General features: G+C 69.8%; 15 protein-coding genes. 8 read left to right on the top strand and 7 right to left on the bottom strand.

Features of this window, described 5'->3' with window-relative positions:
* Positions 1 to 4: 4 nt before the first annotated feature.
* Positions 5 to 982: a methyltransferase domain-containing protein gene (locus tag AB0E62_RS06540; protein WP_362188979.1), complete on the bottom strand. Its 978-nt coding sequence runs from the start codon at positions 980 to 982 to the stop codon at positions 5 to 7.
* Positions 983 to 1067: 85 nt separating this feature from the next.
* On the opposite strand from AB0E62_RS06540, the gene AB0E62_RS06535 reads away from it, so the two are divergent.
* Positions 1068 to 1472, top strand: a complete 405-nt coding sequence (locus AB0E62_RS06535) for a globin (protein ID WP_362188976.1) — start codon at positions 1068 to 1070, stop codon at positions 1470 to 1472.
* 13 nt (positions 1473 to 1485) lie between these two features.
* On the opposite strand, the gene AB0E62_RS06530 is transcribed toward AB0E62_RS06535, so the two are convergent.
* From AB0E62_RS06530 to ettA, 3 genes are read right to left on the bottom strand one after another with little or no spacing between them, the layout of a single operon-like run.
* A complete protein-coding gene (locus AB0E62_RS06530) occupies positions 1486 to 2166 on the bottom strand; it encodes a hypothetical protein (protein WP_362188973.1) in 681 nt (226 codons plus the stop codon).
* A complete protein-coding gene (locus AB0E62_RS06525) occupies positions 2163 to 2594 on the bottom strand; it encodes a thioesterase family protein (protein WP_362188970.1) in 432 nt (143 codons plus the stop codon). The genes AB0E62_RS06530 and AB0E62_RS06525 overlap by 4 nt, the downstream gene beginning before the upstream one ends.
* Positions 2595 to 2600: 6 nt before the next feature.
* Positions 2601 to 4265 (bottom strand): energy-dependent translational throttle protein EttA, encoded by a 1665-nt coding sequence (ettA, locus tag AB0E62_RS06520; protein ID WP_362188967.1) that lies wholly within the window; start codon positions 4263 to 4265, stop codon positions 2601 to 2603.
* A gap of 631 nt (positions 4266 to 4896) precedes the next feature.
* Between ettA and AB0E62_RS06515 the strand changes: the two genes are divergently transcribed.
* The 3 genes from AB0E62_RS06515 (at position 4897) to AB0E62_RS06505 (ending at position 7161) form a co-directional block, all read left to right on the top strand.
* On the top strand, positions 4897 to 5526 hold the full coding sequence (locus AB0E62_RS06515; protein ID WP_362188964.1) for a DUF6230 family protein: 630 nt from the start codon (positions 4897 to 4899) through the stop codon (positions 5524 to 5526).
* Between the two features lie 201 nt (positions 5527 to 5727).
* Positions 5728 to 6654 carry a DUF6114 domain-containing protein gene (locus AB0E62_RS06510; RefSeq protein ID WP_362188961.1) on the top strand — a complete coding sequence of 309 codons (927 nt, stop codon included), beginning with the start codon at positions 5728 to 5730 and terminating at the stop codon, positions 6652 to 6654.
* Between the two features lie 63 nt (positions 6655 to 6717).
* Positions 6718 to 7161, top strand: a complete 444-nt coding sequence (locus AB0E62_RS06505; RefSeq protein WP_362188958.1) for a hypothetical protein — start codon at positions 6718 to 6720, stop codon at positions 7159 to 7161.
* A 202-nt stretch (positions 7162 to 7363) separates the two neighbouring features.
* On the opposite strand, the gene AB0E62_RS06500 is transcribed toward AB0E62_RS06505, so the two are convergent.
* On the bottom strand, positions 7364 to 7642 hold the full coding sequence (locus AB0E62_RS06500; protein ID WP_362188955.1) for an ASCH domain-containing protein: 279 nt from the start codon (positions 7640 to 7642) through the stop codon (positions 7364 to 7366).
* A 1415-nt stretch (positions 7643 to 9057) separates the two neighbouring features.
* Here AB0E62_RS06500 and AB0E62_RS06495 point away from each other — a divergent pair.
* Together AB0E62_RS06495 and AB0E62_RS06490 are read left to right on the top strand one after the other, a co-directional pair.
* Positions 9058 to 9234: a hypothetical protein gene (locus AB0E62_RS06495; protein ID WP_362189199.1), complete on the top strand. Its 177-nt coding sequence runs from the start codon at positions 9058 to 9060 to the stop codon at positions 9232 to 9234.
* A 176-nt stretch (positions 9235 to 9410) separates the two neighbouring features.
* Positions 9411 to 9662 carry a hypothetical protein gene (locus tag AB0E62_RS06490; protein ID WP_362188952.1) on the top strand — a complete coding sequence of 84 codons (252 nt, stop codon included), beginning with the start codon at positions 9411 to 9413 and terminating at the stop codon, positions 9660 to 9662.
* 247 nt (positions 9663 to 9909) lie between these two features.
* Here the strand turns inward: AB0E62_RS06490 and AB0E62_RS06485 are convergent, their stop codons facing one another.
* Both AB0E62_RS06485 and AB0E62_RS06480 read right to left on the bottom strand, forming a co-directional pair.
* Positions 9910 to 10344 carry a DUF6415 family natural product biosynthesis protein gene (locus tag AB0E62_RS06485; protein ID WP_362188949.1) on the bottom strand — a complete coding sequence of 145 codons (435 nt, stop codon included), beginning with the start codon at positions 10342 to 10344 and terminating at the stop codon, positions 9910 to 9912.
* Positions 10345 to 10445: 101 nt separating this feature from the next.
* Positions 10446 to 10820, bottom strand: a complete 375-nt coding sequence (locus tag AB0E62_RS06480) for an ATP-binding protein (protein ID WP_362189185.1) — start codon at positions 10818 to 10820, stop codon at positions 10446 to 10448.
* 461 nt (positions 10821 to 11281) lie between these two features.
* On the opposite strand from AB0E62_RS06480, the gene AB0E62_RS06475 reads away from it, so the two are divergent.
* Positions 11282 to 12673 (top strand): Tat pathway signal protein, encoded by a 1392-nt coding sequence (locus tag AB0E62_RS06475; RefSeq protein WP_362189182.1) that lies wholly within the window; start codon positions 11282 to 11284, stop codon positions 12671 to 12673.
* 39 nt (positions 12674 to 12712) lie between these two features.
* Positions 12713 to 13189, top strand: a complete 477-nt coding sequence (locus AB0E62_RS06470) for a TrmO family methyltransferase (RefSeq protein ID WP_136099921.1) — start codon at positions 12713 to 12715, stop codon at positions 13187 to 13189.
* The last annotated feature ends 4 nt before the right edge of the window (positions 13190 to 13193 follow it).

Here is a 13193-nt window from a genome sequence, read left to right as displayed (position 1 = left end):
GCACTCAGGGCAGCGGCCAGGCGTACGGCCCCTCCGGGTCGTCCAGCCAGACCCAGGCGTGCTCGCCGCGGACCGTGACGCCGTAGCGGCCGTGGCCCGGCTCGCCCTCGCGCTCCCACAGCGCGTAGGCCTCCCGGGCGTCGAGCGCGCCCCGGGTGAGCGCGAGCAGGAAGCGGAACGGCTCCTGCGCACGGGCCCGGGCGGGCAGTCCGGCCAGGCTGACGCTCCCGGGTTCCGCCCTGCCCTGTCCGCGCAGCGGCACGAAGAAGACGGCCCCGGGCAGGAAGCGGCCCTCGGCGCGCTCCGCGTCCCGCACGGTCAGGGCGAGCAGTCCGGTGCCGAGCGGGGTCAGGACGCGGGCGCCGGGGCGGCACTGGGCGAGCCAGGCGCGCGGCACCGTGCACAGCTCGCAGGTGGCGATGATCCGGTCGTAGGGGGCGCGTTCGGGCACTCCGCGCGCCCCGTCACCGGTGACCACGGCCGGGTGGAAACCGGCCGCCGCCAGGTGCCGCCGGGCCGACTCGGTGATCTCCGGTTCCAGGTCGACGGTGGTCACCAGCCCGTCGGCGCCGAGCCGGTGGGCGAGCAGGGCCGCGTTGTAGCCGGTGCCGGCGCCCACCTCCAGCACCCGGTCGCCGTCCTCGACGCGCAGGGCGACCAGCATCCGGGCCATCAGGGAGGGCTGGCTGCTGGAGGAGACCAGCTCGCCGTCGCGCAGCCGGGTGGCCAGCGGCACGTCCGCGTAGGCGCCGCGCACCCAGCGCTCCCGGGCCGCCGGTTCGGGGCTCTCGCCCCAGCGGCGTTCGTAGCCGCGCGGCCCCGGCACGTAGTAGTAGGGCACGAACAGGTGCCGGGGCACCGCCGCGAACGCCTCCCGCCACACCGGGTCCCCGGACCAGGCCCCGTCGGCGTCGATCTCCCGCACCAGCTCGGCCCGCGCCGCGTCGGCGAGAGCCTCGGTCGCGGTGTCGTGGACGCCCATACGTCCACAGTAGGGGCGCACGGCCCCCGCCCGGGGCGGTCCTAAGTCTTCCGTCCTGGGTCACCGCGTCTGAGACGATGGACGGGTGAATGAGATTCGGCGCGGCACGCTTCAGGAGCAGACCTTCTACGAGCAGGTCGGCGGGGAGGAGACCTTCCGCCGGCTCGTCCACCGTTTCTACGAGGGAGTGGCCGGGGACCCGCTCCTGCGGCCGATGTACCCGGAGGAGGACCTGGGTCCGGCCGAGGAACGGCTGGCCCTGTTCCTGATGCAGTACTGGGGCGGCCCCACGACCTACAGCGAGAACCGCGGCCACCCCCGGCTGCGCATGCGGCACGCCCCGTTCACCGTGGACCGGGCGGCGCACGACGCCTGGCTGCGGCACATGCGGGTGGCCGTCGACGAACTCGGGCTGTCCGAGGAGCACGAACGCACGCTGTGGAACTACCTGACGTACGCCGCCGCGTCGATGGTGAACACCGCCGGCTGAGCCCGGGCGCGGCTCAGCGCACGCTGACCCCGAGGGAGCCGAGCGGCCCCGCCTGCCGTACGACCACCGAGCCGTACGGCGTACGCAGCCGGAGCCAGGATCCCGAGGAGAACAGCCCGGTGCCGCCGGGCCCGGTGCCCGGCCGGAGGAAGCCCAGGGACTGGGCCGCGTGCACGGCCCGCACCGGCAGCCCGGTGTCCGCTGTCCGCCGGGACCAGATGTCCCGCCCGATCCGGTCCAGCTCCGCGCGGGTACGGGCCTCGGGGGCCAGTTCCTCGGTGCGGGAGCGGAACTCGGCCACCGCGGCGGCGACCGTGGCGCGCAGCGCGTCCGGCGCGGGCAGCCCCGGTACGGGCCGCCAGCCGGCGCGCGGCGGCAGCAGTCCGGCCCACGGCGGACCGGTGACCGCGCCCGGGACGGCCGCGGTGGCCGCCCGCTCGTCCACGGACTCCAGCAGCTCGCCGGCCGAGACGGTCACGTCGAGGGTGGCGTCGAGCCCGTCCTCGTACGGCTTGGCCAGCCGCACCGCGCGGACGGCCAGCACCTCGAAGGACGGCGGCCGGCCGAAGACGGCGAGTGCCGTGCCGGCCGCCTGGAGGCGCACCGCGGCCCCACGGTCGTAGTGGAGCAGCCGGGAGAGGAAGGCGGCGAGGTCCGCCGCCTCCGTCTCGTCGGCCAGGTGCAGCACCGTCATGCGGCGACGGCCTCCCCCTCGGCCTCCGCGGCGCCCTCGGCGGCGTCCGTGTACTCCTCGAGGAAGTCACGCTCCTCCGCCGTGATCCGCCGCGGACGCTGGGCGGCGAAGTCGAACGGGACGATGACCGTCGACGCCCGGACGTAGACGAGATCGCCGTCCTTCACCTCGTAGGCGAGGGTGAAGGAGGCGGCCCTGATCTCGGTGACCCACATCTCGATGGTCACCGGCTCGTGCCGGTGGACGAGCTGCCGCTTGTAGTCGATCTCGTGCCGCGCCACCACGGACCCCTGCCGGAAATCCTTGTCCGGGCGGAACAGGAAGTCGATCCGGGCCTCCTCCAGATAGCGGAGGAACTCGACGTTGTTGACGTGGCCGTACGCGTCCATGTCCGCCCAGCGCAGCGGGCAGCGGTAGATGTGACGCAAGACCGATCAGCCCCGGGTCAGCTTCTTGTAGGTGGCCCGGTGCGGACGCGCGGCGTCCGGACCCAGCCGCTCGATCTTGTTCTTCTCGTACGACTCGAAGTTGCCCTCGAACCAGAACCACTTCGACTCACCCTCGTAGGCGAGGATGTGCGTCGCGACGCGGTCGAGGAACCAGCGGTCGTGGGAGACGACGACGGCGCAGCCGGGGAAGTCCAGCAGGGCGTTCTCCAGGCTGGAGAGCGTCTCCACGTCGAGGTCGTTGGTGGGCTCGTCGAGGAGGAGCAGGTTGCCGCCCTGCTTCAGGGTCAGCGCCAGGTTGAGCCGGTTGCGCTCACCGCCGGACAGGACGCCGGCCGGCTTCTGCTGGTCCGGGCCCTTGAAGCCGAAGGCCGACACGTACGCCCGGCTCGGCATCTCGACCTGGCCGACGTTGATGTAGTCGAGCCCGTCGGAGACGACCTCCCACAGCGTCTTCTTCGGGTCGATGTTGGCGCGGGTCTGGTCGACGTACGAGATCTTGACGGTCTCGCCGACCTTGATGTCACCGGTGTCCGGCGTCTCCAGGCCCTGGATCATCTTGAACAGGGTGGTCTTGCCGGCGCCGTTCGGGCCGATGACACCCACGATGCCGTTGCGCGGCAGCGTGAAGGACAGCCCGTCGACCAGCACCTTGTCGCCGAAGGCCTTGTGCAGGTCGTTGACCTCGACCACGACGTTGCCCAGGCGCGGGCCCGGCGGGATCTGGATCTCCTCGAAGTCCAGCTTCCGCATCTTCTCGGCCTCGGCGGCCATCTCCTCGTAGCGGGCCAGACGCGCCTTGGACTTGGCCTGCCGCCCCTTGGCGTTCGACCGCACCCACTCGAGCTCTTCCTTGAGCCGCTTCTGCCGCTTGGCGTCCTTCTGGCCCTCGACCTTCAGACGGGAGGCCTTGGTCTCCAGGTAGGTGGAGTAGTTGCCCTGGTACGGGTACGCGCGCCCGCGGTCCAGCTCCAGGATCCACTCGGCCACGTTGTCCAGGAAGTACCGGTCGTGGGTGATGGCGACGACGGTGCCCGGGTACTTGGCCAGGTGCTGCTCCAGCCAGTTCACCGACTCGGCGTCGAGGTGGTTGGTGGGCTCGTCCAGGAGCAGCAGGTCGGGCTGCTCCAGCAGCAGCTTGCAGAGCGCGACGCGGCGCTTCTCACCACCGGAGAGGTTGACCACGGGCCAGTCGCCCGGGGGGCACCCGAGCGCGTCCATGGCCTGCTCCAGCTGGGCGTCGAGGTCCCAGGCGTTCGCGTGGTCCAGCTCCTCCTGGAGCTTGCCCATCTCGTCGAGCAGCGCGTCGGAGTAGTCGGTCGCCATCAGCTCGGCGATCTCGTTGAACCGGTCGAGCTTGCCCTTGATCTCGGCGACACCCTCCTGGACGTTCTCCAGGACGGTCTTCTCCTCGTTCAGCGGGGGCTCCTGGAGCAGGATGCCGACGCTGTAGCCGGGCGAGAGGAAGGCGTCACCGTTGGACGGCTGCTCCAGCCCCGCCATGATCTTCAGCACGGTCGACTTACCGGCACCGTTCGGGCCGACGACGCCGATCTTCGCCCCGGGGAGGAAGTTCAGGGTGACGTCATCGAGGATCACCTTGTCGCCGTGCGCCTTGCGCGCCTTGCGCATGGTGTAAATGAACTCAGCCAAGAGAAACCGTCCGGCAGCTTGAAATCTGGCAGTGGGCAGATACACCCCATCTTGCCGTACCGCCACCCCTACGGGGAAACCCGCCGGGCTGGGGGACTCTGACCTGGGGTTTCACTGTGGCGCGCTGCGTCTCGCCTGTCACTGCCGGTCGCCGTCGGTCGGCTTCGGGCGCCCTCGCACGGCCCAGGGACGGCCCAGAGTCGATCACCGGGAACGGCCCACGGCGCCGTCCTGATCCTCGTGGTGCGCGGAGCACCGGACGTACCCTCCGCCACCATGGCCAAGGTCATCCGCCGCCACGCCCGGGAACTCGACCGGCAGGGCGGCCGGCTGATCCTCGCGGGCGTCACACCGGGCCTCGAACGCATCCTGCGCATGACCGGAGTCGACCGTGACCTGGGCCCGGGCGGCATCGTCCCGGCGGCGGGCGCCGTCTTCGACCCCCTGGAACAGGCCCTGGCCGACGCACGCTCCTGGGTCGCGGCACGCTCCGGCGAGACGAGGGACGGCGGCCGGCCGCCAGACACCACCCAGCCCGTCGACATGACCGAACCCGGGGTTCCCGCAACCCGGGAGCCCGGTTCCGTCCGCCATCCGCAGGACCCGGCATTCCACAAGCCAAGGAGACGGGATGTCGCATCACGTCGGCCGGACCCGTTGGCGGCGTTTCGCGGTGCTCATGGTCCCCAGCGTCGCGCTCAGCGCGGCCCTCGGGATCGCTATGGCGCAGGGAGCGCTGGCCGCCTCGTTCCTGGTCTCCGGCCAGCGGTTCCAGGTCACCGCCGACACCCTGACCGCCCGCGGGATCAGCATCTACGGCATGGTCGACGTCTCCAAGGACGGCGACCACGTACCCGTGCTGGTCACCGAAGCCCGGCACGTTACGGTCGACGATCTGTGCCAGTCCGTACCGATCGACATCCCGGGACTGGGCACGTACACGCTGAAACTCACCGATGGGCAGGACCGCCCGGCCGAGGCGTCGCACATGTTCCTCGACGCGACCTTCGAAGCCGCCGGACAGGCGAACTTCGAGGACATCGACATCGGCATCGCGCAGGGCGAGATCACCAAGGGTCCGATCAACCCGGACGACAGGACCTCGCGCTTCTTCGACTTCGACCCCAGCGGCTTCGGACAGCAGGCCGACTCGGTCCGTCTGACCGACGTGCACGTCACCGCGGCCGCCATCTCTGCCGGAACGTTCAACATCCCCGGGATGCGCGTACGGATCGAAGAGAGCCACCACGACTGCGGCTGACCACCGGCGAGAAGGTTGACGGACCCCGCCCCGCCTTCTCCGGGCTCCCCGTCGTAGTCCGCCCCGCTGATCAGGACGACACGTGCTCAACCACATCCCCGGCAGCCGACTCCTGCCGCGCGGCAAAGCCGCCGACACCCGACGCAGAATCGGCACCTGACGAGGCGAACGCCCCTTCTACGCCCCGCCGGACTGTTCACCATGGCAGTGGGCGTGCCCATCCTGTACTGGCCTTACGCGAACCTGGACATGGACGGGGTGCCCCTGGCCCTCGCCACCACCTCCGGCAGCGGATCCCTGATCACCGGCGTCCTGCTCATCGCCCTGGGCCTCGCCCTCTGGTTCCGCCCCCACCAGCGGGTGTTCGCCGGGCTCGCCACCCTCCTGCTCGCTCTCATCTCCTTTCCCGTCGCGAACTTCGGCGGTCTCTCCCTCGGCCTGACCGCCGGCCTGGTCGGCGGCTGCCTGGCTTGCTCCTGGACACCGCCCGACCCCGCCGAACCACCACCATCGGGCACCGACCGCCGCCCGGGCCGCTCCCCTCCCCACCGGAGACAGCCAACGTGGCGACTGACCACTCCACGCCTCTCACCGGGACGCGACCACGTCCCCGCACGTCTCAACCCGCCCTCTGCGCACTGGCCGCCGCCACCCTCCCCTTGGCCCTGCACTTCCCCATCCCCTGGACGACGAGCCCATCCCCAGCTCCCAGTGCCACAGCGAGCCCCACGGCAGACGAGAACACGTCACCGACCCCCGCACGCACCGCACCGACACCCCAGCTCGTTATGCCGTCTCCCGGCACCACCCCACACCACTCCACCAGCTCCACGCCCACGACCTCCGGCCCCGCAGCGACACCCACGCCCACCATCCGGGGGCCCCGGGACACCCCGCGAGCAACCACGACACCCCCGCCCAGGCGCTCCGCCGCACCGCTCGACCGACCACCGGCGCGTCCCGCGCGCACCCCCTGGACGCTGCATGCCGACCGGTTCGTCCTGCGCGCCGCCACCTTCCACGGCACGGTCACCGGGATTCGTAGATCCCCCAACGGCTGCCTGCCCGCACGAGCCCACCTCACCCGAATGGCTCAGCCCTCATGGCCGCGAGCCGCTGGGGAGCTGAAGGTCGAAGCACGTGAGGCGGGCAGCCTGAGCGCCGCCCGCCACGGGAGAACGGAGTGCGACCATGACCGCACAGCCTCACCCGGGCGAACCGTCCGGCGGTTACGTCCCGCCCCCTACCCGGCACAGCGCCTTGGCCACCGGCGGCGCCACCTTCGCCGGCGTCCTGCTGCTCGTCAACGGCATCCTGGCGATCCTGCAGGGCATCTCCGCGATCGCCAGGGACGACGTCTACGCCCGCATCGGCGACTACGTCTACAAGATCAACCTCACCGGCTGGGGCTGGATCCTGCTGATCCTCGGCGTCATCGCCGCCGTCACGGGCTGGGGCATCCTCTCCCGGGCCTCCTGGGCCCGCGCCGTCGGCATCGCGCTGGCGTCGCTGAGCCTGATCGCGCAGTTCCTGTTCCTGCCGTACCAGCCGTTGTGGTCGATCATCGTCATGGCCATCAACGTGTTCGTGATCTGGGCCCTCGCCTCCCACACGCCGGAGCCCACCCGGCGATGACACGCCGCCGGCGATGCCCCCAACTGGATCATCGGCGCACAGTGCCGTGACGGGCGTCGAGTCGCGGCGTGGAGCCTGCCCAACGGGTTTGTAGCGGGTCCTGGCGGTGGGAAGCACGATGCCCGCGTGGGAACGGCCATGCTCAGCCGCCGGTCTGGGCGAGATGGAGGGCGAAGACACCGAGGGCTTCCTTCTCGGGCGGTTAGATGTAGCGGATCGCGACGACGAGTTGGTCGTGGGTCATGTCCGGGCCGCCGATCGCGGCCGGGTCCTCGGCGTCGAGCATGGCCTGGAAGGACTCGTGCTCGCTGACCTGGGTGACGCGGGTGGTGAGAGTGTCGTCGCCGCTGCTGATCCGTAGGGTGTCTCCGGCGGTGGTCTTACTGATCTTGGGGTAGCCGACGCGTACCTCGATGGTCTTCGCTCCGTCGGCGATCAGGCCGAAGGAGGGTTTGCGGATGTTCAGCGTGTGCTCGGCCATCGGTCCTCCTTCACGTTCCGGACGGTGTTGTGGGCAGGGCCGGGCGGACGGCCGCGTCGGCGCTTGCGAGCCGTTCGCGCAGGCCCGCGACGGCTGCCTGGCGGGGATAGCGGTGGGTGAGGAAGGTGGTGAGGGCCTTGGCCGAGTCGAAGGGCCTGGTGGCCGAGGGCGGCGGCGTCGGGGTCGCCGAGCCGGCCTGTCCAAGGCCCCGGATGTGCGCTCGCCGCGTGGAGCCCGTCAGACGGGGCGAGCGCTTGTCGAACGGCGCGATACCTATCGGCGGTGAGTGGTTGGAGCCGATGCCGATTGCGAGGGTGTCGTGCTGGCCGGTGCCTTCGTAGTGGTTCCCGGCCCGCCGGCCAGGGCCAGCAGTACCAGGAGCAGCACCAGACCTCCGCCTCCGGTGCCCGCCGCCACGGCGACGGTGCGTGGGTGGATGGACCGATGGTGCCCGCGCACGCGGGTCCCGTCGGAGCGGTAGTACGGGTGGACGTAGGTTGTCGGCGCGGCAGCGGGTACCGGGCGGGGCTGCGCGGTTGTGTGTCGGGCAGTTGCACCGGGCTGTGCGGTGCGCGGCTTGGTGCGGCGATTGTGGCCTTTGACGAAGGTGCCGTCGCGGCGGTAGTGGGGGCGTACGTAGGTCACGGGCGGTCCTCGGCAGTGAGAGGGGGCAGGTGCACCCCCAGACGGGGCCGGGTACTCCTCGGCACAGCAATCGACGGTAGCGGCCGGCACTGACAACCGGGGGCCGCCGACTGCTCAGCTGCACACGCCAGTTGGGCGGCAATGGCCGATTTTCGGACGGGTGATTCCGACGGTGAGCCGGCTGTTCCGTGCTGGGTTGGAGGGCCCGTGAACGTGAGACTGCTGCTGGTCACGGTCGGCCGGTGGAAGCGCGTGCACCCGTAGGACCTGGTCGTGCCGACCTGCTCGCACTCCTCACCCCCGGGGGCCGGAGTTCCGGAACGTTGACCAGATGTGGTTCCCCAGCGGCGGTTCGAGGGCTTGCCCTACTCACTTGCCGGATGCCTGCATCACAGTGCTTCGAGACCGACGCGCGTGACCTGCTGTCCACGGACGACTTCCACGGCGCGCTTTGCTTCGGCGGCGGCGAGGTCACCTCGGCGCTGGCGTGAGGGAACACGATCCGCTGGCCGACTGTGGGTAGGTGCACGGCGGTGACGAACGTTGCCAGTGCTGTGGCGGCGGGGCGGTCGTGTACGTGCTGTGCCCGCTGAAGGCCGTTGGCACGGAACCGACAGCTGATCGGCGCCATAGGCAAAACTATCCGGGCCCAACCCGGACCTGTCCGGACGGCACGCCCTCCGAACTGGTCGTGTGCCGCGCCTGGATGCGGAATTTCGCGAGAGTTGCGGAGCTAAGCCTCGTGTGTCGCAAGGTGCGGCCTGACACGGATGGACCGTGTCTCACCGCCCTTGGAGTTCGTCATGAACGGTCTGGACACCCGTACCGCTGTACTGCTGCTGGCCGGCGCCACCGGTACGTACATCGCCTTCCTGCACCCTGCCGTCGGAGTCGCGCTTCTCGTGGGTTTGGCTGTGGTAGGTCTGCTCCACACCCTGCTGCGGTGACACCGTCCAACAGTCGACTGGTTGTTGAACAGCGTCGCGTTCGGACGTTGTACGCCCGGCTGGCCCTAACTCGCCATGGCCAGCCCGGGCGTTCAGTCCCCCCGCAAGTTCCCCCACGAAGTACGCCTCTGGGCAGGTTGGACCGAAGCCCCAACCGTGCCGGGAGTAGGACGCCTGTGCTGCGCCGGCGTGGTGGCGCGGCGGGGCACGTAAACGCGGGTGACCTCGATGATCAACGCCCGGGACAGGACGTAAGCGTTGCCGTCCTCGAATTGAAGCAGCTTGCGCTGTCCGCCGACCTCGCGTACGTCGGCCACAGCGTGAGGGATGCCGCCCACACTGATCACGTCACCACGGCGGACGTGGTCACCGGTGACAGTGACGGTATGCACGATCTCTTGCGTCATGTCCAGTTTCCGATCTGCTGAGGTGGTTGGAGTGTGGGTCCCGCTTCCTGCTCCGGGACCCACAGCCGCGCTGTCGCCGCGTCTTCCGGCTGGCGGTGATGGCTGAAGGTGTCCGCCGGGGCGTAACCAAGTCCCTGTTGTCTGCGGTGACGGCCACGACGCCGTCCAGATCCCAGGGCTCGCGGTCCCAGTAGTGCTCGTAGTCGTACGGCGTCGGAAGCGCGAAGACTGCCAGCCTGCTGGCGAGGCACCGGCGTGGTCGTGGTCATCATTCGATCAGCCGTGTCGTCTCGACCAACCCGGTTACGCTGCTGGCCTTCTCCAGGCGATCGGCCAGTTGGAGCGTGACCTCGCCCAGCCGCCGGAGGAACCCCAGTGCCTGCCGCGGGTCAGCGGGCAACCGTTCCGATTGCAGTGCGCGAGCCCGTTCGATCAACCCGGTGACGTCCGGATGCTTTCGTTCGACCTCGTCTCGTCGGCCCCGGTGCACGAGCTGGGTGATTGCCGCGCGGAAGCGCTGTGCGAGTTCGGCAGGGTCCTCGTGACCAGACGCCGTTCCGCCGAACTGCCTCGGTCTGAGAGCGCCGACGGCGTGATGGCTGACCTCGTCGCCGAAGATCGTGTCGAGGCCGTCGAACACGGAGTCCCAGTCCACCGGGGCCCAGCCACGCATCTTTTCCAGTACCTGCTGGTAGCCCTGCACACCGAGCGATGGTTCGGCAGGGGCAGCGGGGATGGTGGGGTCCTGTTCCCGTACCGGCAGGGGTGAGCGGTATCCGGCCTGGTCCCGTAGAGCGGCGTGCGTCATCGGATCACCGCCACACTCAGCTCAAACCAGGTGGTGGTGCCGTCGCAGCTGACTCCCCAGGTCCCCTGTCGGTTGTCCGCGATCGCCTTCACGAGCAGCAGGCCACGGCCGTGCTCGTCGTCATCGCGGGGCCTGCGGAGAATGGGCCGGTGCCTGGTCACTTGGTGACGCACGTCGATCCGGAGGACGTCGTCCTGGACCGCCATGGACAAGGTGATCATGTCGGTGCCGGTGTGCAGGAAGGCGTTGGTGACCAGTTCGGACACGACGAGCCGGACGTCGCCGGTCAGGAGTGAGGGGACGGCCCACTTCCGCATCAACGCATCGGCGATACGCCTTGCCTGGCCGGCGCATGTCGGAGACGGGGGCATGGCGACCTGGAACTCGGCCGGAGACTGGGCGCCGTGTTCGCCAGTAGAGAGGTGCATGCGGGTGCTCCGCTCGTTCGAGTAGCTGGCTCTACAAGAGCGAACCGCTTAACCCGGGAGCCCGGCATGGGGCCAAGAGGTCGGGGATGGTCAACGTGGTCAAAGATCGTCCACGGGGGTCCTGCGGACGGTCCCCACCGGAAACCGGCATGGGATCAGGGGGAAAGTGCCGATGTCGTCGCGGACGCGATGGGCGGAGGGGTCCGTAACCCGGTGCTGCGCGGCGAGCCGCCACGTGTCGGCCCTGCCCATCCGAAGCCACCACTGAGTGACGTTCCGCGGTCTTACGCATACCCAACGGCAGGCCCGCATCTACGGTGGACACGTATCTGGTTCCGCCTTGCCGCTGCTGGAGCGGGCCGGACGACCTGGTCGGAGATCGCTTTCAACGCTGGGGGCGCAGGATGGCGCGCGAGAGGAACGAGCGGTTAGCCGCGCTCTTGCTGGAAGCCGGCTGGACACGGGCGCAGACGGCCACCGCGTACAACCGTGTCGCCGCCGAGACGCTGAACGGCGAGGTACGGGAGAACTCCAGGATCGGGCGCTCGCACGTGAGCATGTGGGTGGGAGGAGCGCGCCCGTCTGGCATCGCGCCCGCTATCTTGTGCGAGGCGCTGTCCCGTCGTCTGAAGCGTGAAATCACGGCCCAGGAGGCCGGGTTAGCGGCCTCCACCTCACCGGCGCACGGAGCACTGGACTGGCACGTCGACCCTTTGACCGCGCTGAAGGATTTGAGGAGCGGATTGGACACGGACCGGCGTCGGCTGCTGAGGAACGGGGTCTACTCCGCCGCGGCATTGGTCCTCCCCGACGAGACGTGGTGGGAGGCGATGTCCCGACCGCCGGCGGACGCGGGAGCCGGGGGTAGACGTGTCGGTCAGGGAGACGTCGAGACCGTTCGGGAGCTGACTCTCGCGTTCTCGCGCATGGACCAGCGGCGCGGTGGTGGCCACGGGCGGCGGGCGGTCGACGAGTACCTGCGTCATGAGGCCCTGCACTTCCTTCGCGGGCGGTTCACCGACGAGCAGAGCCGGCGAGCCATGTTCTCCGCCACAGCGGAACTAGCCTACGTATCGGGCTGGATGGCCTTCGACAACAGCGAACACGCCGTGGCACTCCAGCGCTTCAACACCGCGGTGAAACTGGCGGCGCGGGCCGGCGACGCTCCCTTGAGCGGACACATCCTGCGGGCGATGGCGCACCAAGCGCTCGACCTCGGCTTCCGCCGCGAAGCCCTTCAGGTCGCCCAGGCGTCGGTGCACGGCCAGCGGTACGCGGCCGCCACCCCGCGCGAGCGAGCCCTGCTCGGTGTGGTGCACGCCCGCACCCTGGCCGCGAACGACCGCCGCCAGGAAGCCGCCCAGGCGCTGCTGCGGGCCGAGGACGATCTCTCGAACGCGCACGACGGTATCCGGGAGCCGGACCGGACGTTCTTCTTCGGCGAGGCTTCCCTGGCCCATGAAACCGCCTGCACGCTGCGGGACCTTGGCGATCATCAGCGTGCGGTCAAAGAGTTCCGGCGGTCTGTGCGGACGCGCGGAGCGGCGTTCCGGCGTACCCACGCCGTCACCCTCGGGTACATGGGCGCGACCCAGATCGCGCAAGGCGCAGTCGAGGAGGCGTGTGCGACCTGGACCAGTGTTCTGGACGCGATGGAAGACGGCATCTACTCCGGCCGGGCCCGGCAGACGGTCGTCGACATGCGGCACCTGCTGTCGCCCTACCGCAAGCGCGGGATCCGCGCGGTCAGCGCTCTCGACGCCCGCGCGGCCACGTATCTCGCCCAAGTAAATTGATCAGGCGCGTCGTTGAGGGCGAGTCGGAGGGTTGGTGCCGTGGTGCTGGAGATCAGGCCGATCGGAACGGTGGTCGAAGGACGCACCGAGGTGGCGGATGATTACTGGGGTGGCGTCGAGTCCGTGATCCAGCTCGATGAGTCGGAGTTCCCTCTCGACTCCGTGCAGGGACTGGACGAGTTCTCGCACCTGGTGGTCGTGTGGCACTTCGACAAGGCATCGCCCAGTGACGTCGAGTATCACGCGCGCAGTCCGAGGGGGAACCCGGACTGGCCGGCCACGGGAACGTTCGCGCACCGCAATCACCGCCGCCCCAACCAGCTCGCGCAGAGCTTCCCCCGCCTCCTAAAGATCGACGGGCTCAGGCTGCATGTGACCGACCTGGACGCCGTCGTCGGCACGAAGATCTACGACCTGTCGCCGTACTTCGAGGAGATGGGACCGCGGGGACCCGTGCGGGAGCCCTCCTGGCCTGGGGAGATGCTGAAGGACTACTGGGCGGACAAGACCTCTTAAGCAC

This window comes from Streptomyces sp. NPDC038707 (assembly GCF_040636485.1).
GTDB lineage: Bacteria > Actinomycetota > Actinomycetes > Streptomycetales > Streptomycetaceae > Streptomyces.
Note: the sequence above shows the minus strand (reverse complement) of the source record. Positions and strands in the feature narration are given on the sequence as shown.

What these genes read in the sequence shown, in the direction of transcription:
- AB0E62_RS06540 (WP_362188979.1), bottom strand. Translation starts at nt 982, where the DNA reads ATGGGCGTCCACGACACCGCGACCGAGGCTCTCGCCGACGCGGCGCGG.
- AB0E62_RS06505 (WP_362188958.1), top strand. Translation starts at nt 6,718, where the DNA reads ATGACCGCACAGCCTCACCCGGGCGAACCGTCCGGCGGTTACGTCCCG.
- AB0E62_RS06500 (WP_362188955.1), bottom strand. Translation starts at nt 7,642, where the DNA reads ATGGCCGAGCACACGCTGAACATCCGCAAACCCTCCTTCGGCCTGATC.
- AB0E62_RS06480 (WP_362189185.1), bottom strand. Translation starts at nt 10,820, where the DNA reads ATGCCCCCGTCTCCGACATGCGCCGGCCAGGCAAGGCGTATCGCCGAT.
- AB0E62_RS06495 (WP_362189199.1), top strand. Translation starts at nt 9,058, where the DNA reads ATGGACCGTGTCTCACCGCCCTTGGAGTTCGTCATGAACGGTCTGGAC.
- AB0E62_RS06475 (WP_362189182.1), top strand. Translation starts at nt 11,282, where the DNA reads ATGGCGCGCGAGAGGAACGAGCGGTTAGCCGCGCTCTTGCTGGAAGCC.
- AB0E62_RS06530 (WP_362188973.1), bottom strand. Translation starts at nt 2,166, where the DNA reads ATGACGGTGCTGCACCTGGCCGACGAGACGGAGGCGGCGGACCTCGCC.
- AB0E62_RS06515 (WP_362188964.1), top strand. Translation starts at nt 4,897, where the DNA reads ATGTCGCATCACGTCGGCCGGACCCGTTGGCGGCGTTTCGCGGTGCTC.
- AB0E62_RS06510 (WP_362188961.1), top strand. Translation starts at nt 5,728, where the DNA reads ATGGCAGTGGGCGTGCCCATCCTGTACTGGCCTTACGCGAACCTGGAC.